Origin of the sequence: Azospirillum sp. B4, from assembly GCF_000333275.1 — a bacterium.
Taxonomy (GTDB): Bacteria; Pseudomonadota; Alphaproteobacteria; order Azospirillales; family Azospirillaceae; genus Nitrospirillum.
On record NZ_BACU01000524.1, the window covers coordinates 1 to 17,855 of the forward strand.

18 protein-coding genes are annotated in these 17,855 nt (G+C 67.7%); 3 read left to right on the forward strand and 15 right to left on the reverse strand.

Annotation, left to right across the window (positions count from 1 at the left end; translation table 11 throughout):
- The 12 genes from I55_RS22650 to I55_RS22705 form a co-directional block, all read right to left on the reverse strand.
- A partial coding sequence (locus I55_RS22650; RefSeq protein WP_044562864.1) for an amidohydrolase family protein occupies positions 1-985 on the reverse strand: 985 nt, incomplete at its 3' end.
- 409 nt (positions 986-1,394) lie between these two features.
- Positions 1,395-1,817 (reverse strand): hypothetical protein, encoded by a 423-nt coding sequence (locus I55_RS35465; protein WP_044562865.1) that lies wholly within the window; start codon positions 1,815-1,817, stop codon positions 1,395-1,397.
- Complete coding sequence (locus I55_RS22660; protein ID WP_049974401.1) at positions 1,807-2,493, reverse strand: sigma-70 family RNA polymerase sigma factor; 687 nt, start codon at positions 2,491-2,493, stop codon at positions 1,807-1,809. The genes I55_RS35465 and I55_RS22660 overlap by 11 nt, the downstream gene beginning before the upstream one ends.
- Positions 2,494-2,733: 240 nt before the next feature.
- Positions 2,734-3,117 carry a flagellar export chaperone FliS gene (gene fliS, locus I55_RS22665; RefSeq protein WP_044562866.1) on the reverse strand — a complete coding sequence of 128 codons (384 nt, stop codon included), beginning with the start codon at positions 3,115-3,117 and terminating at the stop codon, positions 2,734-2,736.
- Positions 3,118-3,197: 80 nt separating this feature from the next.
- On the reverse strand, positions 3,198-4,910 hold the full coding sequence (gene fliD, locus I55_RS22670) for a flagellar filament capping protein FliD (RefSeq protein WP_083901344.1): 1,713 nt from the start codon (positions 4,908-4,910) through the stop codon (positions 3,198-3,200).
- 82 nt (positions 4,911-4,992) lie between these two features.
- The gene (locus tag I55_RS22675; protein ID WP_085940086.1) at positions 4,993-5,820 is read right to left on the reverse strand and encodes a flagellin; all 828 of its coding nucleotides are present in this window, start codon (positions 5,818-5,820) and stop codon (positions 4,993-4,995) included.
- A gap of 140 nt (positions 5,821-5,960) precedes the next feature.
- Entirely contained in the window at positions 5,961-6,881 is a 921-nt protein-coding gene (locus I55_RS22680) for a flagellin (protein WP_044562867.1), read from the reverse strand.
- Between the two features lie 13 nt (positions 6,882-6,894).
- Positions 6,895-8,631: a flagellar hook-associated protein FlgK gene (gene flgK / locus I55_RS22685; RefSeq protein ID WP_044562868.1), complete on the reverse strand. Its 1,737-nt coding sequence runs from the start codon at positions 8,629-8,631 to the stop codon at positions 6,895-6,897.
- A 13-nt stretch (positions 8,632-8,644) separates the two neighbouring features.
- On the reverse strand, positions 8,645-9,169 hold the full coding sequence (locus tag I55_RS22690; protein ID WP_044562869.1) for a hypothetical protein: 525 nt from the start codon (positions 9,167-9,169) through the stop codon (positions 8,645-8,647).
- Positions 9,166-9,498, reverse strand: a complete 333-nt coding sequence (locus I55_RS22695) for a hypothetical protein (RefSeq protein ID WP_148293911.1) — start codon at positions 9,496-9,498, stop codon at positions 9,166-9,168. The genes I55_RS22690 and I55_RS22695 overlap by 4 nt, the downstream gene beginning before the upstream one ends.
- An 11-nt stretch (positions 9,499-9,509) precedes the next feature.
- The gene (gene flgE / locus I55_RS22700) at positions 9,510-10,778 is read right to left on the reverse strand and encodes a flagellar hook protein FlgE (protein ID WP_044562871.1); all 1,269 of its coding nucleotides are present in this window, start codon (positions 10,776-10,778) and stop codon (positions 9,510-9,512) included.
- A gap of 73 nt (positions 10,779-10,851) precedes the next feature.
- Positions 10,852-11,514 (reverse strand): flagellar hook assembly protein FlgD, encoded by a 663-nt coding sequence (locus I55_RS22705; protein WP_044562872.1) that lies wholly within the window; start codon positions 11,512-11,514, stop codon positions 10,852-10,854.
- Between the two features lie 479 nt (positions 11,515-11,993).
- Here I55_RS22705 and I55_RS22710 point away from each other — a divergent pair, with 479 nt between their 5' ends.
- Complete coding sequence (locus I55_RS22710) at positions 11,994-13,577, forward strand: hypothetical protein (RefSeq protein WP_049974403.1); 1,584 nt, start codon at positions 11,994-11,996, stop codon at positions 13,575-13,577.
- A gap of 73 nt (positions 13,578-13,650) precedes the next feature.
- Here I55_RS22710 and I55_RS39130 read toward each other — a convergent pair whose 3' ends face one another.
- The 3 genes from I55_RS39130 to I55_RS22725 all read right to left on the reverse strand — a co-directional run bounded on the left by I55_RS39130 (position 13,651) and on the right by I55_RS22725 (position 15,992).
- Entirely contained in the window at positions 13,651-14,250 is a 600-nt protein-coding gene (locus I55_RS39130) for a MarR family winged helix-turn-helix transcriptional regulator (protein ID WP_049974404.1), read from the reverse strand.
- Positions 14,251-14,443: 193 nt separating this feature from the next.
- Entirely contained in the window at positions 14,444-14,653 is a 210-nt protein-coding gene (locus I55_RS22720) for a cold-shock protein (protein WP_040849967.1), read from the reverse strand.
- 313 nt (positions 14,654-14,966) lie between these two features.
- Positions 14,967-15,992 carry a patatin-like phospholipase family protein gene (locus I55_RS22725; RefSeq protein WP_044562873.1) on the reverse strand — a complete coding sequence of 342 codons (1,026 nt, stop codon included), beginning with the start codon at positions 15,990-15,992 and terminating at the stop codon, positions 14,967-14,969.
- Between the two features lie 197 nt (positions 15,993-16,189).
- Here I55_RS22725 and I55_RS22730 point away from each other — a divergent pair, with 197 nt between their 5' ends.
- Positions 16,190-16,924: a fumarylacetoacetate hydrolase family protein gene (locus I55_RS22730; protein ID WP_044562874.1), complete on the forward strand. Its 735-nt coding sequence runs from the start codon at positions 16,190-16,192 to the stop codon at positions 16,922-16,924.
- Between the two features lie 104 nt (positions 16,925-17,028).
- Positions 17,029-17,855, forward strand: an 827-nt coding sequence (locus I55_RS22735) for an ABC transporter transmembrane domain-containing protein (RefSeq protein WP_252181273.1), incomplete at its 3' end; no start/stop codon positions are given.

Below are 17,855 nucleotides of genomic sequence, written 5' to 3' on the forward strand. Positions count from 1 at the left end.
CGATCTTGCGTTCCTTCTCCAGGCTTTCCGGCAGCATGCCGGCTTTGGCGCCCTCCGCCAGGATGTAGTCGTCGTCGTAGATGTCCATGCCCAGCCAGGTGCCGCGCTTCTTGGCCATCTCGATGCCTTCGTCGTCGATCAGGCTGGCATGTTCGATGGTGTCTATGCCGGCGCGGATGGACGCCTTGATGCCGTCGGTGCCATGGGCGTGGGCGGCCACTTTCATGCCCAGGGCGTGGGCCTCCTTGGCGATGGCGTCCAGTTCCTCCTGTGTCAGCTGCTGGGCGCCGGGGCTGTCGCCCTTGGACAGCACGCCACCGGTGGCGCAGACCTTCACCAGGTCGGCGCCGAACTTCTTCACCCAGCGCACCTTCTGCACCATGCCCCAGGGGCTGTCGGCCACGCCTTCGCCCACGCGGCCATAGTCGGCCGGCAGCAGGTTTTCATCGCAATGGCCGCCGGTGGCGCCCAGCAGCGGGCCGGAGACCTTCATGCGCGGCCCCGGCACCAGGCCGCTGTCGATGGCGTTGCGCAGGGCCACGTCGGTGAAGGCGTCGGCGCCCACGTTGCGCACGGCGGTGAAGCCCGCCATCAGCGTCAGCTTGGCGTTGGCCACCCCGGCGATGGCCTTGTCGGCGGTGGTGACGCCCAGCGACTCATAGCCGTTCCAGGTGGGCTGGCTGGTCAGGTGGGTGTGCATGTCGATCAGGCCGGGCAGCAGGGTCAGGCCCGGCAGGGCCACGGTGCGGGCGTCGGCCGGCGCCGTCACCGTCCCTTGCGCCCCAACCGCCGTGATGCGGCCGTCGACGATCAGCACGGCGGGACGGTCCACCACCTTGCCCGCCAGCACGTCGACCAGATGGTCGGCCGTCACCAGCACCGTGTCGGCCTGGGCGCGCGCGGTCGTCGCCAGGATGCCCAGGGCCAGGCCCGCCAGCAGGCGCCGGGCGCGTCGATGGGTGGGCGCGAAGGTGCGGTCGGACATGATGCGAAGCCCCGTTCTTTGGATTTTGGATAAAGCGCTGGCGGGAAGGTGCCCGGCGGGTCGCCCCGGCGTCAACGGGACAATCATGGCGGAGTCCCGGGTGTCTGGCGCGCGTCCCGGCCCCGCGACTCACCGTCGCGGCGCGCTCATTAAAAAAATGTCAGGGAATTAAAAAAAATTCAGGAAGGCCGACAGGATCGGCGCGGACGCGCGTGCAAGGGGAGTGTGGCGTCCAAAGCGGCCACCGGTTCAAGGTCTGGCGCAAAGGCGCGGGCTCCTCCTCTTCCTCCCAAACGGGGTTCCATATCCGTCCGGATGCCGTCGCGGCGTCCTGGGCGCGCGGGGACGTTCCACCGACCGGCCAGTGGCGAGAGGGCCGGGCGGACCGGGGCCCCGGGGTGTCCAGGGATCAGTCGCGATGGGGGTCGGGGACCTGCCGCCGCTCTCGGGCGGACGGGGCCTGCTCCGTGTCGCTGTTGGCGGCGGCGGACGAAGGCGGCTGGGCGGATGGCGCCGCGCGCGGGCCAAAAAAAACGGACGCCCCCGCGCCCTGGGCGCCCGCCCCGGGTGCGGCACCCGTGGACGGCTGCCAGTCCTTCAGCGCCGCCGCGACCAGGGTGCGCTCCACCCGTTCCATCATGCCCGGCGGCGGTTCCAGTTCCGGCGCGTCTTCCGCGATCAGGCTTTCCAGGCGGCGCATTTCCCGCACGCGCGCCCGCGCCCCGGATGAGGACAATAACAGGGCCGCGACGCCCCGCTGGTGCTCGACCGGCCAGGCGCGAAGCTGGCCCCCGAATTGGCACAGCAGGTCGTCCAGTTCCTCAGGCGTCATCAAAAGCATCCCGGGGCCGTATGGCGGTCTTGCGGAAGGCGACCCGAAGGCGCTGGCGCGCGCGTTTCAGCAAAGCCTCCGCCGCCACGACGGTCGTGTTCATCGCCGCCGCCACTTCGGCCGCGGACATCGATTGATCGTAATATAGAGATAGCGCCACCTGCTGACTAGCTGGAAGTCGTTGCCGTGCTGTGTGCAAAACTGTCGCCAACTCTTTTTCCAGAACGATTTCGTCAAAGCTTTGACTATCGTCCAGGATGTCTTCTGTCAGCTCCAGGCTGTTTTCCGCTGGCCGGCGGCGATAGTCGATACAGCGGTTGATGACGATGCGATGGATCCAGGTGGTGAACTTGGCGCTGACCGGCTGCCACGTTTCCCGATGGTTCCACACCTGCAGGAAGGCGTCCTGCACCACATCCTCGGCATCGCTGTCGTTGGGCAGGATGCGGCGGGCCACGGCGTAGAGGCGGCGGAAATAGCGGCGGATCAGCAGGCGGTAGGCGTCGACGTTCCCCGTCTTCAACAGGGCCATCAGCGTTTCGTCCGTGGCGTCGGCCAGGGTGCCGCCGTCAAGCACGGGGGTCATCGCCACCACGCCGCCCGCGACACCCGGGTCCAGGATCGCGCCGGCCGGTCCGCCGCGCGAAGCAGGAGAGCTTGTCATCATCACCGCCATCTCTTCTTCTTGACCCCGGGAACGGCCTGCCGCCGGCCCCGGGTTTCCCGGGGTGGCCTGTCGCCATCCCGGACCTCATTGATCCGTCCCGCCGCTGAAGACGTCCCCAAATCCTCTTCAAGTCCTGTCCCGGCGCACCCCCGTCCCCCGCTGGCATGTCCCCTGCGGACGCCGGACGGCATAGGTTAAACGGGGCACACGCCGCCGGCTGTTCCTGAAAATGGCGTGGCCCCATTGGAATCACCCCGCTTTCGGTGGCTTTGCCCACAACCGGCGGTGCAGCGACAGCCGTTCCTGGATGCGTCGCACCCGGCCCGGGACGTCGCGCCCGCCGGCCGCCCGGCCCAGCGCCAGGATGAAGGCGGCGTACAGCTGGCTCAGCGCCTTGCCGCTGGGGCCGCCGACGATGTTGGTCATCACCACCTGCAGGCCGGTATAGATCTTGATCGCGTGGACGATGTCGGCGTGGAAGCGGTCGAACTGCCCGTCGCGGGCATGACGCTCGGCCGACATGCACAGCTGCACCGCCCGGTCCTGCAGGGCCTCCACCACCTTGTGGGGCGGCAGGGTCTGCTTGGCCGATCCGTAGGCGCTGGAGGCGCGCTGGAACGCGGAATGGTTCATGGCCGTCTGTCACTCTCGGAAATTGGGGAAGGGAAGGGTGCTGGATTTCCCCCGGCTGGTGCCGGCGGAACGGGCCGGCGTCAGTCGCTGCTGCTGCTGGAGTCGGAATACGCCTTCAAGGTCTTCAACAGATTGGCCGCCGTCTGCGCCTGCGCCTCCAGCTTGGCGTAATAGGTCGCCAACTGGGTGCCGTAGGCCTCGGCCCGGCTGCGGATGTCGTCCGCCTTGCTGGTCAGGTCGGTGTCGTAATCCGTCAGGGTGTCGATCAGGTTCTGCAGGGTGCCGTCGTCGGTGTCGCCCGCGGTGTCGGAGGTGTTGTGGATCAGGTCGGCCAGTCCGCTGCTGGTGCTGACGCTGACGGTCATGCTCTGGGATCCCAGATAGACCAGGGACATTCCTGCATATGCCGTGCCATCGTTGCCGATGATGCGGGTGCCGCTGATGGTGAACAGCGACGTGTCGCCGTTGACGCCGGCGGAGGCGATGGTGCCGTCGTCGTTCATGGTGATGTCCAGGTCGAAGGACAGGCTGTCCGTGCTGTCGGGGGAGCGCAGCATGGTCAGCTCGGTGGAGCTGGAGGAGTAGTTGAAGCCCAGCAGCGTCTCCAGATCATCGAGGTTGTCGGACAGCGCGCTGTCCAGCGTCGTGCTGTCGATGGCCAGCGTGTTGTCGCTGTTGAAGGAAATGCCCAGCGAGGCGATGGAATAGGTGCCGTCGGTCAGGTTCAGGGCGCTTTGCAGCGCCGTGGAGATGGAGCGCACCTGGCTGTCTGCGAACAGCACGGCGGAGCTGGCCGGGCCGCCGTCGGTGCCCGTGGCCTGCTGGGTGGAGATGAAGTTGCGCACGGCGTTGTAGGCCGTGACGAAGGTGGAGATGCCGCTCTTGATGGCGCTGAGGTTGGCCGTCAGCTCCATGGTGATGGTGGAGCCGGTGTCGGTGGAGCTGTCGTAATCGCTTGAATAAAGGTCCAGCGTCACGCCTGACAGCACGTCGCTGATAACGTTGCTGCTGCGCTGGATGTCGATGCCGTCGACCTCGATCTCCGATCCCTGCGCCGCCGTCAGCTCGTCGGCGTAGCTGCCGTCTGAGTTGGTGACGCCCAGCGAGGTCAGGATGCCGCTGCTGTCATTGCTGAACTCGATGGCCTTGCCGGTGTCCGTGGCCGTCAGCACCAGCTCGTAGGCGCTGTCCGAGACCTGGATGATGCTGGCGGAGATGTTGGTGCTGTCGCTCTGCTTGTTGATGGCGGCGGCGATGTCCTTCAGGCTGTCGGTGCTGCTGACGCTGACGGTGGCCGTCGACCCGTCCGCCAGGCCCAGCGAGAAGCTGCCGGACAGGTTCAGGGCGCCGGTCTGGCTGGTCTGGGTGGTGCTACCCAGCTTTTCCGCCGTGGCCAGCTGCTTGATGACGATGGTGTGGGTGCCGGTCGCGGTGCCGTCGTCCACCGACACGCCCAGCATGTCGTCGGCCGAGACGCTGGAACTGCCGCCCGAGAGATAGGCGGTCCGTTCAGAGAACAGGTTGGTGCTGGAGCTGTCGACCGGATTGGACAGGGCTTCCGCCGCCGTCGCCAGGGTGTTCAGCAGTGTCTGGAATTCCTCGTAAGCCGAGATTTTGGTTTCGTTGGCCGAAACCTCGCTGTCGATGCTGTCGGCCCGCGTCTCCTTGGCCGCCACGGCGGCGGCCACCAGGGCGGAATAGTCCAGCCCGGTGACGGAAGACGTGGATGATGATGACGACGATGTGGTCGTCGTGGAACTCGACGTGCTGCTGGATATCGTTGACACCGCCATGGCTGACCCCCGGCCCCTTAAGCGAAACTAAGCCCCCACGGGAAACTGGGGACGCCCGGTGAGGGGCGCCCCCGTTCAGTCCTCACTGCAGCAGCTTCAGCAGCTCGGACGGCAGCTGGTTGGCCTTGGCCAGGGCGTTGATGCCGGCCTGGACCAGGGTGTCCTCGTTGGACAGCTTGGTCTGTTCCGACGCCACGTCGACGTCCATGATGGCGGACTGCGCCGCCTCCTGGTTTTCGATGGAGGTGGAGATCATCTCCCCCTGGTATTCGAAGCGGGAGATCTGGGCACCGACCTTGGCGCGGGCCGTGGACAGGGCGCTGATCGCCGACTTGATGGTGGTGATGGCCGAGGTGGCACCATCGGAGGTCGAGACGCTGGACCCGGTCAGCCCCAGCGCGCTGCTGTCCACCGTGGTCAGGCTGATGGTGATCGTGTCCGTGGTCGCCGTGCCCACCAGGAAGGTGACGCCCGAGGACCAGGAACCCGTGCCGTCCAGCAGGCTCTGGCTGTTGAAGCGGGTGCCCGTGGCGATGCTGTCCACTTCGTCCGTCAGCTGCTGGTATTCGGCGTCGATGTAGCCGCGCTCCGTGTCCGTCACGGTGCCCGAGACGGATTCGGTGGCCAGCGATTCCATGCGCTGCAGGATGTCGCTGATGCGGGCCATGCCGCCGTCCGCCGCCTGCAGGATGGACTCGCCGTTCGAGGCGTTGGTCGACGCCTGGTTCAGCATGGTGACGTCGGACTGGATCTTGGTGCCGACCGCCAGGCCGGCGGCGTCGTCCGACGCCTTGGTGATGCGGGAACCGGAGGCGATCTTGGAAACCGAGGACGCTTCGGCCTCGGAATTGGTGTTCAGGTAGCGCAGGGCGGAGTTCGCCGCTGTGTTGGTGGTGACTACAGGCATCATGGACCTCCATGTGGTTGGCGAGAGGTTCGTGGGGCTGCCGCCTTTTGCGGCCGGGCCGTACTCCCCCTCACACGGTTCAACGGCAGGTCGGATGGAAGCGGGCGCACTTTTTTCGCTTATTTGCGAAAAATTTCGGGCGCCTACAGGTAGTTCGCGAGGCTCATTTTCTGTGACGCGGCAATGGCCTGCATCGTCGCCTCTAAAGATGTCTGTAACGTCGTGACGGTTGTTGAGACTTCGGCCAGATCGACACTTTTTATGTCGCTGCTCTGGTCGCTGGCGAAGGAATTTATATCGGTCAGATGGCTGGATGCCGTCTGAATTCTGGAGGACGTGTCCGATAATGTTTGCCCGATATCGCTCAAACCGCTGGACGCGTCGTTGACCAGATCCAGCGCGCTGGTCAGCGTGTCGTCGTCCAGGGGGTCGGTGTTGCTGATCATGTTCAGCGCCCGCATCAGCTTCTCGATGGATGGGTCGTCGGCGGTGACGCCGTAGCTGATGGTCTGGCTGCTGCTGACCCGCACCGTGGCCAGGGTGTCGTTGCCGCTGTAATAGCTGGTGTCGGCGTCGCTATCCGACGTCAGCGCGCCGTAGGTGGAGCTGTCCACCGACACCGGCGCGTGGGTGGTGTCGCTGCCGCCGAACAGGTACTGGCCGCCATAGGTGTCGTTCAGGATGGACGCCACGTCCGACAGCCAGCCCGACGCCTCCTCCTGGTAGGTGCTGCGGCTGGTCTCGTCGGTGGACATGGCCTCGCTGATGGCGGTCTTCAGGGTGGTGGCGATGTCGGAGATGCTGGTGATGTCGGACGCGATGGCGTCGATCTTGGTGACGGTGGCGTCGGCGTTGGCGATCAGGGTGCTGGAGTAGCTGACCTCGCTCTCCAGGTTCACCAGCAGCTTGACGTTGCCGTCCAGGCCGGTGCTGGCCAGGCCCCCGTAGGTGGTGGACTTGGCGCTGGTGGCCTCCTGCACCTGCGCCGCGTTCAGGGCGGACTCGTTCTTCAGCATGTACTGGACGAGGGCGTTGTGGGCGCCGGCGGTGGAAATGCGGTTCATCGTCGGGCCTCCCTCAATTGACCATCTCGATGGTGGCGGTGAACATCTCCTGCAGCGTCGACATGATCTTGGCCGCCGCCTGGTAGGCCTGCTCCAGGGTGGAGACCATGGCCGTCTCCTCATCCAGGCTGACGCCCGATTGGGAGCTGAGCGCCGTGGTGGCGTCGTCCAGGGCCGAACTCGCGGTGTCAGCCTTGGTGGACGCGGCGGAGGCGGCGTTGGCGGCGCTGCTGATGATGGTGGAGGCATAGCCCGCCAGGCTGGTGCTGGCCTTGGCCAGGCCGCCGGCGCTGCTGAAGCTCTGCGTGCCGGTGAAGGCGCTTTCCAGATCGCTGATGATGCTGACGTCGCCGGAAGTGATGGCCGTGTCGCCCACCGCCAGGTCGGTGCTGGACGACAGGGTGCCGGTGGGCAGCAGCGAGGCGTCGGCCGAGATCGCGCTGTTGACGGCGATGTCGCTGGCGCCAGTGCCGGTCAGCACATCGTTCAGGCCGAAATAGAGCGAGGCGCCCTCGCCATCCGTGCCGACGCTGCTGTCCATCTCGTTCACGGCGATGCCGTCGCTGCTGTCGGCGGCGGTGATGGTCAGGTGGCCGTCGCTGTCGATGCTGGCGGTGAAGTTGCCGCTGGCGTTGATGGTGTCCAGCAGATCCTGCACCGTGGACAGGCCGCTCATGTCGATGTCCAGCACGGCGGCGGTGTCGTCGTTGCCGTCCACCGCCACCAGGCGCAGGGTGCCGGTGCCCGACAGGCTGTCGCTGGCGCTGACCGTCGCCGTGCCGGTCAGCGAGGTCGCGGCCGGATAGCTGGTCCCCTGGTTGGAAATGGTGTTGACCGTGCTGATGACCGTGCTGGCCAGATTGTCCAGCCGGGTCTGCTGGTCCACCAGGGTGCTGTCGCGCAGGGTGACCAGGGCGCCGATGGCGCCGGTCTTGACGGTGCTGGTGATGTCGGTGCCGTCCACGCTGATGGCGCTGAAGCCCGTGGGGTATGTCGTGTCGGCGGTGACGCTGCTGGCGGCGGTGTAGCTCAGCGTGTGGGCGGTGCTGCCCACCAGCACCTGGCCAGAGGAGGTGGAGACCTGCATGGCGCCGGTGCTGTCCACCGAATAGCTGACGCCCAGATAGCTGGACAGCGTCTTCAACTGGCTGTCGCGCTGGTCCTCCAGGTCGGCGGTGGACTGGCCGGCGGCCTTGGCGGCCACGATCTGCTTGTTCAGCGACGCGATGGTGGTGATGGCGGTGTTGGCCGCGTCCACATCGGTGGCGATGTCGCTGTCGGCCTGGGCGCGCAGGCCCTGGATGGTGCTGGACGCCGTGCTGATGGTGGTGGCCATGTCCTCCAGCGCCGTCACCGTGGCGCTCTTGTCCGTGTCGGTTCCGCCGCCCGACGCCAGGGTGGACAGGTCGCTGGTCACCGTGTCGATGACATCGGCGATGGAGTCGCTGCCGGACACGGTGCCATAGGCGGAATCCACGTCGGCCATGTAGCTGCTCAGCACGCTGGCCTGGCTGTTGGACGAGGTGGAGGACACCACCTGGCGCAACAGATATTCGTCCACGTCGCGCGTCACGCTGCTGACGCTCACCCCCGACGCCTGGCCGTTGACGGTGACGGCGGACTGGTTGGCCGTCTTCTTGGTGTAGCCGTCGGTGCTGGCGTTGGCCGTGTTGGCGCTGGTGACGGTGATGGCCGTCTGCGTCGCCGTCAGGGCGGATTGGGCGATGGAGCCGGCGGTGCGGAGCGACATGGGGTGCTCTCCTTCAGGCGGTGAACTGCACGCAGTGGCGCGCCTGGACCGTGTTCAGCCGGATTTGCCGGCCGCGGGCGGGGTAATAGCCCTGGACGTCGTTGCTGCGTTCGCGGGTGACGTGCAGCAGGCCCTGCAGGCGTGACTTGCGGCCCTTCAGTTCCGCCGCCATGCCGCTCTGCAGGGCCGCCATCTCCTCCATCAGGCCCTTCAGCTGCGGCGCCCAGTGCTGGGCGGTGGCGGCGCGCGCCTGCGTGCCCCGGACCTGGGACAGGGTCACGCGCATCAGCGCCTCCGCCTCGCGCAGGTGCTTCAGCGCGGTGTACATGGCCCGGCGCCGTTCCAGGGTCGCCTCGCCGAAGCGGGCGGCGGCCTGGAAGGCGGCGAAGGCCTCCAGCATGACGGGCGGGAATTGCGTGCCGCCGACGGGTGGCGGGGGCAGGGCCGCGACGGCCGCCACGGGCGCCGGCGCCGGGGACTCCACCGTGATGGCGGCGGGTGCCGGGGCGTTGAACAGGCGGGACAGGAAGCTGGTCATCGCGTACCCCGGCGGTAGGAGGGCAGATAGGCGTTGTTGAGGGCGCGGGAGTAGAGGCCCAGGGCCTTGGCCCGCTGCTGCTGCCCGTGGATCAGGGGACGCAGCTCGGCCAGGGCCTGTTCCAGCCGCTCCTGGTAGCGGGTCAGGTCGTCGATCAGCGCCAGCTGCGCGGCGCGGCGGATATGGCCCCCCACCCGCACGCCGGGCGTCAGCGCGGAGCGCACGGCGGCGTTCAGGCGCTTGCCCTCGCGCAGCAGGCGGTCCAGCCGCGTGGGATCGAAGACGGAGGAGCCGCCCACAGGATTTTCCGAAGGGGTCGAGTGCGTCATGGCCCGGCCCCTTACCGCTTGGCCTGCATCAGGGTGTCCATCATGTCCTGCGCCGTGGACACCACCTTGGCCGCCGCCGAATAGGCCTGCTGGGCGTAAATCATGCGGCTCAGCTCGTCCGAGACGTCGACGTTGGAGCTTTCCAGCGAGCTTGACTCGATGGTGCCGGCGCCGTCGCTGCCCGCCTCCTTCAGGGTGTATGAGCCTGACGCCGTGGACTGGGCGTAGGTCTGGCCGGAGACGGCGGTCAGACCGTCCTCGTTGGCGAAGGTGGCCACCGGGATTTTATAGACGGTCTTGGACTGGCCGTTGTCGAAGTTGGCGACGACGCTGCCATCCGTATTGATGTCCACGCTGCTGAGCGTGCCCTTGGCGTAGCCATCCTGTTTGGTGCTGGTGACGGTCACGCCGGCGGTGGTGGAGCCGCTGGCGTATTGGGTGATCGATCCGCTGCCGCCGTTCTCGCCATAGTCCAGCGTGATGGTGCTGTCGGTGGCGCCACTGCTCCAGCCCGTGATCCCCAGCGAGATGTCGGTGGTGGGCGAGGCCAGGCTGCCGTCGCTGTTGAAGGTCAGGGTGACGGGCGTGCCGCTGCTGGTGCCGGTGACGGTGGAGCCGTCGGTGGCCGACACCGGGTTGCTGGCGTCCAGTTCCCAGCTGTTGGTACCCGTCTTGGTCCAGGTCAGGGTGACGGTGCTGCTGTTGCCCAGGCTGTCGTAGACCTCGGTGTCCGTGGTGTAGCTGTCGCCCACCTCGGCGTCCGAAGGCAGGTTCATGGAGGTTGTCACCTTGGTCGTCGCGTTGGGCGAGCCGGTGATGTCGTCGAGGTTGATCTTTTCCAGGCTGGCGGTGTCGCTGCGGTTGGTCGCCAGGATGTTGCCGTCGTCGTCCGTGGCCCAGCCTTCCAGGTAGTAGCCCTCGGTGTTCACCAGGTAGCCGTCGTCATCCTCGCTGAAGCTGCCATCGCGGGTGTAGTAGGCCTGGGTGCTGCTGCCGTCGTTGACCACGAACATGCCGTCGCCATCCAACGCCAGGTTGGTGGTGGTCGAGGACGAGGTGATGTCGCCCTGGCTGGACACGGTCTGCAGGGTGCTCGCCGTGACGCCGCCGTAGTCGGCGGAACTGGACTGGCTGTCGGTCAGCAAGGCGGTGAAGGACGTGTCGGTCGCCTTGTAGCCGGTGCTGGACGAGTTGGAGATGTTGCTGGAGATGGACGTGAACGCCTTGGACTGGGCGTACAGGGCCGAGGTGGCGGTGTTCAGGGCGCTGAAGATGCTCATGGCCGTGGTTCCTTGGGAGCAGAAACGGCGGTGGGTCCAGTGAGGCCGCCACCTCAAGAAAGCGCGTTCAGAATCAGAGGATTGACGTCACGTCATCCATGCTGATCTCGTAAGAGCCCAGCATCAGCTGGGCGGTGCCGGTGGAGGTGTCGACGCCGGTCACCTTGCCCACGCCGTAGGCCGTGACCGATGAGGCGGCGCTGTCGGTGGTGGCGGTGATGGACAGGGTGTAGGTGCCGGAGGTGGCCGTGCCGCCATCGGTCTCGGTGCCGTCCCAGGTGATGTAGTTGGTGCCGGCGGTGGTGGTGCCCGTGCCGCTGTAGACGACGTTGCCGTCGCTATCGCTGACCGTGTAGCTGACGCTGTCGGCGTCGGACGGCAGGGTGTAGCTCCAGATGGCGGAACCGTCCTGCAACGGCGCTTCGTCGCTGTCGGTGGAGACGGTCTGGCCCAGATAGCTGTAGGCCGGATAGCTGCTGGTGAAGCTGCTGAGCGTGCTGCTGATGCTGTCCAGATAGGTGTTGGACGCCTGCTGCGCCTCCAGGCTGGACATCTGCACCAGCTGGGTCGTGAAGGTGCTGGTGTCCATCGGGCTGGTGGGGTCCTGGGTCTCCAGTTCCTTGAGCAGCAGGGTCAGCATGGTGTTGAAGTCGCCCAGGACGCTGGTGGACGACGAGGACGAGGTGGTGCTCGTCGTGCTGCTGGTGCTGGAACTGGTGCTGCTGACTGACGTCATGATCCGACCCCATCCTCCGGCGGCCCTTGGATCCTGGAATGGGGATCCCGGCCGGAATTGGCTTTCGATCGGTTCAACGCCACCCCTCACAGAAGCGGGCGCACTTTTTTTCGAAATTTCCAAAAAAAGTTTCGGGCGATGAAGTCACGGACCGGGATATATGCTTTCCATTCGTTTACTTGATCTGGCATCAGCAGAGTTCGAGTATTTGAGTAGGCATAATTTTACTAGTCAAACATTGCCGATCGGCAGTTTTTTCCTAGCTTCTTCATAAAGAATCGGAAAAATGGCGGAAATCCTGGGCTTTCGGCCAACGCCATATCAACGGCCGCCCGGCAGATTTTGCCCATCGCGCGCGCGGGCGCCCCGCCAACGCCGGGCCCCGACGGGTTGCCCGGCGTCGCACGTGAGGAGGGGGTATGACGGATGGAATGGGAAGGGCGCCGCCCATGGGTGTGACGCGACCACGGGAAGACGGGATGGCCGACGGGGATTCCGCCCTGGCCGCGGCGGCGGCGCTGCTGTCGGCCGGCCGGGCGGATGCCGCCTGGATCCTGTGCCGGCCGGTTCTGGCGGCGGGCGTTCGCGCCGTGCCCTGGCTGGCGCTGGCCGGCCGTGTGCTGCTGGCCCTCGACCGCCCGGGGGAGGCGGAACCCCTGCTCGCGCTGGCCGCCGGCACCGCGCGGCCGGTGGAGGCGGCGGACCTGGGCCTCTTCACCCTGTGGGGCGTGGCGCTGCGCCGACTGGGCCGCGTGCCCCAGGCGGAACCGGTGCTGCGCATGGCCGTGCGCCTGTCGCCCCGGGACGCCGTCTGCCACAGCAACCTGGCGGCGGTGCTGCGCGTGCTGGACCGCCTGGCGGAGGGGGAGGCCGCGGCGCGGGCCGCCCTGGCGCTCGACTCCGACCTGGTCAACGCCCATGTCAACCTGGCCTCCCTCCTGCTGGCCCGGGGCCAGGCGCGGGCGGCGCTGGCGGCCAGCCGTGAAGCCTTGGCCCGCGAGCCTGGGCAGGCGGAAGCGCTGTACAGCCAGGCGGCGGCCTTGCAGGCCCTGGATGATTTCGCCGGGGCGGCGGCGGCCTGGGACCACGCGGCGAACGTCCATCCGGACGACGCCCGCCTGGGGTTCGGCCGCGCCAACCTGGATCTGGCGCGGGGCGACCTGGCCCGGGGCTGGGCCGGCTATGACGCCCGGGTGGCGGCGGAACCGCAGCGCTTCCGCGCCATCCCCGACCTCCCCGACTGGCAAGGACAGCGTCTGGATGGCCCCCTGCTGATCTGGCGGGAGCAGGGGCTGGGCGACGAACTGATGTTCGCCAGCTGCTACGCCGATGCCATCGCGGCCGCCGGGTCGGCGGTGGTGCGCTGCGACCCCCGGTTGGCGGGCCTGTTCGGCCGCGCCTTTCCCGGCGCGCGGATGGTGGTGGAGGCTGATCCGGCGGAAAGGGACGCGGTGGCCCAGGCGGCGGCCGGGTCGTTGCCCCGCCTGCTGCGCGGCCGGCTGGCGGACTTCGGGGCGACGGGCGGCTATTTGCGGGCGCGGCCGGACCTGCTGGCCCACTGGCGGGGCCGGCTGGCGGCGCTGGACGGCGATGGGCCCGCGACCTTGAAGGTGGGGGTGTGCTGGCGCAGCGGCTTGGACGTGGAAAGCCGCGCCGGGCGCCAGGCGGCGCTGGCGGATTGGGCGCCCCTGCTGGGACTGCCGGGGGTCACCGCGATCATGCTGCAATATGGCGATACGGAGGCGGAGCGTGCCGCCCTGGGGCCACTGGCGCCCCGGCATTTTCCGGACCTGGACCAGCGCGACGATCTGGAGGGGCTGGCGGCCCTGCTATCCGCCCTGGACCTGGTGGTCACGGTGCCCACGGCCACCGGCGAACTGGCCGGCGCGCTGGGCGTGCCGGTCTGGCGCCTGGCGGGTGAACTGGACGTCACCTGCCTGGGCACGGGGGCCCGGCCCTGGTTCCCGTCCATGCGGGTATTCCGCGCCGGCGCCACGCCCCGCGCGACCGTCATCCGCCGGATGGCGGCGGAAATCGCGGAACGGCGTCCCACGGCGGCATGATCGTCGAATACATCAGGCACGCCGAAACACACCCCGGCCCTCTGATGGCGGGGTGTGCTTGGGATCGGCGCTGTCAGGACGCGTGGCGCAGGGCCGGGGCGCGGTCGCTATAGGCGGGACGCACATGGTCCGCCCGGCGGGAGCGGTCGCGGATGATGCGCAACGCCTCCAGCAGGGTGCGGCGCTGGTGGCTGTCCAGGTCGGCCAGCAGCAGGTCGTTCACGGCCTGGCGCAGGGGCTGGAGCCGGCGCAGCACCGCCAGGCCCTCGGCCGTGGCGGACAGCAGCTTGCGGCGGCGGTCGCTGGGGTCGTCCTCTTGGCGGATCAGGCCCTTGCGCAGCAGCTCCGTCACCGTGGCGCTGATGTGCGGACGGGACAGGCCGCGGGCGGCGGCGATCTCGGAAGAGAAGATGCAGCCCTGGCGGCCGTTGGGGACGCCGCCGGAGACGCCCAGGTCGCCGAACGCGTCGGCGTGGGGATCATTGGCCGGCAGGCTGGGGCCGTCGTTGAAGTTGCGGTCACCCGCCACGTTCATCAGAACGGTCCACTGCGGTGCCGTCAGACCGGCTTCTTCCAGCAGGGGCTCGCTGTGGCGGACCAGGGCGTTGGCGACGTCGATGACGCAGAGCGCGATGGCATCTTCGGCGCGGAAATGGGCAAGGGCGTCGAGCATGGAATGGAACCCCCACGTAACTGTTTTCACGCCCCCACCATGATGCCTCCGACCCACCCTGGCATTGACCAGGATCAATAGCGCGCGCCGCGGACGAAACGAATGAAGCAGGCCCGAAAATGCGAAACGGGCGCCCGGTGAGGCCGGCCGCCCGTCTTTCCGCACTGGTGATGCCGGCCCCGTGGGCCCGGGGTCACAGCGTCCGCAGGTTGCCGGCGGCCGACTTGCCCTTGCGGGGGTCGTGCTGCAGGTCGAAGCTGACCTTCTGGCCTTCGTTCAGCGAGCGCAGGCCCGCCTGCTCCACGGCGCTGATGTGGACGAACACGTCGGCGGTGCCGTCCTCAGGCTGGATGAAGCCGTAACCCTTGGTGCTGTTGAACCACTTAACGGTACCGATCGACATGGTGTCTCCTTGAGGGGTATTTCCCGGTCCGGCGTCGCCCGGCCGCGGGTATGCGGGCGCAGGCATCAAATCGTGACGGGTGCCAAGCCGGTGGACCGGAGGGGGCTCCGCGACAAATTCGATGCCATAGTCATGGAATCGACACCGTCTCAGGACAAGCAAGAAAATCTGAACAATACTTAAAGTGCCGGTTTGGCTGTACTGATGGATGAGGGTACGTGGCCGACATATATATCCGGCCGGCCTTTCGGATGATGGGGATAGGCCGCTGTTGAGGTGCCGGATATTAGAGCGGAGGTGATCGCCTTCCGTCTTAAGGCACGACGCGGGTGGAGATGCCGAAGACGCGCAGCGCCTCGCGCAGTTCGGGCAGGGCGCGCTCCACCACGGCCTTGCCCTCGGCGATCGCCTCCTCCGCCCGGTCGAACTCCAGCAGGCCGATATGGCCCAGGCGCGGCTTCAGGTGGATGTCCGGCGGCTCGCCCGCCAGGCGGGACCGGGTGATGCGGTCCAGCGCGATGCCCAGGGACGTGGCCATGACGCCGAACATGCTGGGCCCCTCGTACTTGGGCGGTTGGGGCCGGGCGCGGCGGCGGGATTGCAGGAAGGTGGACAGGAATTCGAAGTTGTGGCGGGGGTGCGGTTCGATCTCCGTCCCCCCGTCCGCCGGGGCCTCCATGTCCTCGGTCGCCGGGGCGGCGTCCGGCGGGGCGGCGGCGGTGGCCTCCGCGTCATGGCGGCCCCGGGTGCGGCCGATGATGTCGGCGTTCAGGTCGACCGCCACCACCATGGCGGCGCCCATGGCGCGGCAGGCGGCCACGGGCACCGGGTCGACCAGGGCGCCGTCCACCAGCCAGCGGCCGTCCACATGGCTGGGCGGGAAGATGCCCGGCATGGCGTAGGAGGCGCGCATCGCTTCCACCACCGACCCGCGGCGCAGCCACACCTCCTTGCCGGTGGCCAGATCCGTGGCCACGGTGATGAAGGGGCTGGCCAGGTCGTCGAAGGTGGCGTCGCCGATATGCTGGTTCAGCTCCGCCAGCAATTTCTCCCCGCCGATGAGGCCGCCGCCGGTGCGCAGGCGCAGGTCCAGCAGGCCCAGGATGCGCATCTTGGTCAGGTTGCGCGACCAGTGCTCCAGCGTGTCCAGGTGGTTGGCGAGATAGACGCCGCCCACCAGCGCGCCGATGGAGCAGCCGGACACCACGTCGGGCACGATGCCGTGCTGGGCCAGGCCCTGCAGCACGCCGATGTGCGCCCAGCCGCGCGCGACGCCCCCGCCCAGGGCCAGGCCAAGCTTGGGGCGGGGATGATGGCGGTCCGGATGGCGGTCAGGCATGGCGGCGGCGATCTCCTGGAGGGTGGTTGGCGACTAATGTAGGGGGCGGGGCCAACGGCACCAGCGTACCGGCTTCTGTTACCCCGCGATAGTGGCGCCACGGCGACAGGTTTGGGGTGAAACCGGGCCGGGCTGGCGCCGCCGCGGCGGTCTGCTATGGTGGCCGCCCGTTCCACCCTGCCCGGAAACCCAGGCCCATGACCAGCGCGCCCCGGCTTTTGTTCCCCGTTCCGCAGCCCACGGTGCCCGTCGCCGGCCCGTTGGGTGTTCAAGACGGGGACGCCGTCTTCCCCGTGCACCGCATCTATTGCATTGGGCGCAACTACGCGGCGCACGCCCGCGAAATGGGCTCCGACCCCACGCGGGAACCGCCGTTCTTTTTCCAGAAGCCGGCCGACGCCGTGCAGGTGGTGCCGCCCGGCACCGTGGCCGACCACCCCTATCCCACCCTGACCAGCAATTATCATTATGAGGTGGAGCTGGTGGCCGCCATCGGCACCGGCGGCCGCGACATCCCGGTGGACCGGGCGCTGGATCACGTCTTCGGCTACGCCGTCGGCCTGGACATGACCCGCCGCGACCTGCAGCGCGCCATGGGCGACATCAAGAAGCCGTGGGAGATCGGCAAGGCCTTCGACCGGTCCGCCCCCATCGGCCCGCTTCACCCCGTGTCGCAGGTGGGCCATTTGGCCACCGGCGCCATCACCCTGGCGGTGAACGGGGAGGTCAAGCAGTCCTCCACCCTGGACCAGATGACCTGGAAGCTGGCGGAGCAGATCGCCAACCTGTCCCAGGCCTTCGCCCTGCTGCCCGGCGACCTGATCTACACCGGCACGCCGGAGAACGTGGGCCCGGTGGTGCCGGGCGACGTCATCACCGCCCACATCGACGGCCTGCCCGACCTGTCGCTGCGCATCACCGAGCGGGAGTAGGGGCCATCCGCGCATACCGGTGACCGCCGCCTTCGTGCTAAGCATGGCGCCGTCTTTTCCCGTGCCGGGCGCATGCCCGCCGCAGTCCGAGGTTCGCTGGTCCCTTGTCCAAGAAGCCTAAGCAGAAGCCCCAGCACACCGCCACCCTGCCGCTGGTGAGGCGCCTGGCCGGCAATTACCTGCGGCCCTACATCGGCATGGTGCTGCTGGCCAGCGTCCTCATCGCCATCAACGCCGGCAGCTCGGCGGTGCTGGCGCAGAAGCTGGTGCCGCTGATCGACGAGGTGTTGAGCGGCAAGAACCCCGGCTATCTGCGCACCTTCGCCATCATCGTCTTCGCGACGTTCGTTGTGCGGGGGTTTTCGGGGTATTTTTCAGCCGTTCTCATGAATAACGTGGGACAGCGCCTGGTGGCCGCCTTGCAGAAGCAGCTCTACAACCACCTGATCAAGGCGGACCTGGGCTATCTGCACTCCCTGCCGTCGGGCCAGCTGGTCTCCAGCCTGGTGAACGACGTGAACCAGGTGCGCCAGGGCACGGCGGAGGTGCTGACCAACTACGGCCAGAGCGTGCTGACCCTGGTCTTCCTGGTGGGGGTGATGTTCCAGCAGGATTGGCTGCTGGCCACCATCTCGCTGACCGTGGTGCCCTTCACCACCCTGATGCTCAGCCGCATGACCGGCCGGCTGCGCCGGGTGGCGGGGCGCACGCAGGCGGCATTGGGCACCTTCGCCAGCATCCTGACCCAGACCTTCCAGGGCGCCCGCCATGTCAAGGCCTATGGCATGGAGGAGTATGAGATGCGGCGCGTGGCCGGCATCGCCGACGACCTGCGCAAGCTGACCAACAAGTCCTTCCGCGTCTCCTCCTCCCTCATCCCCATCAATGAGGTGCTGAGCGGCGTCATTTCGTCGGCGTCATCATCATGGCG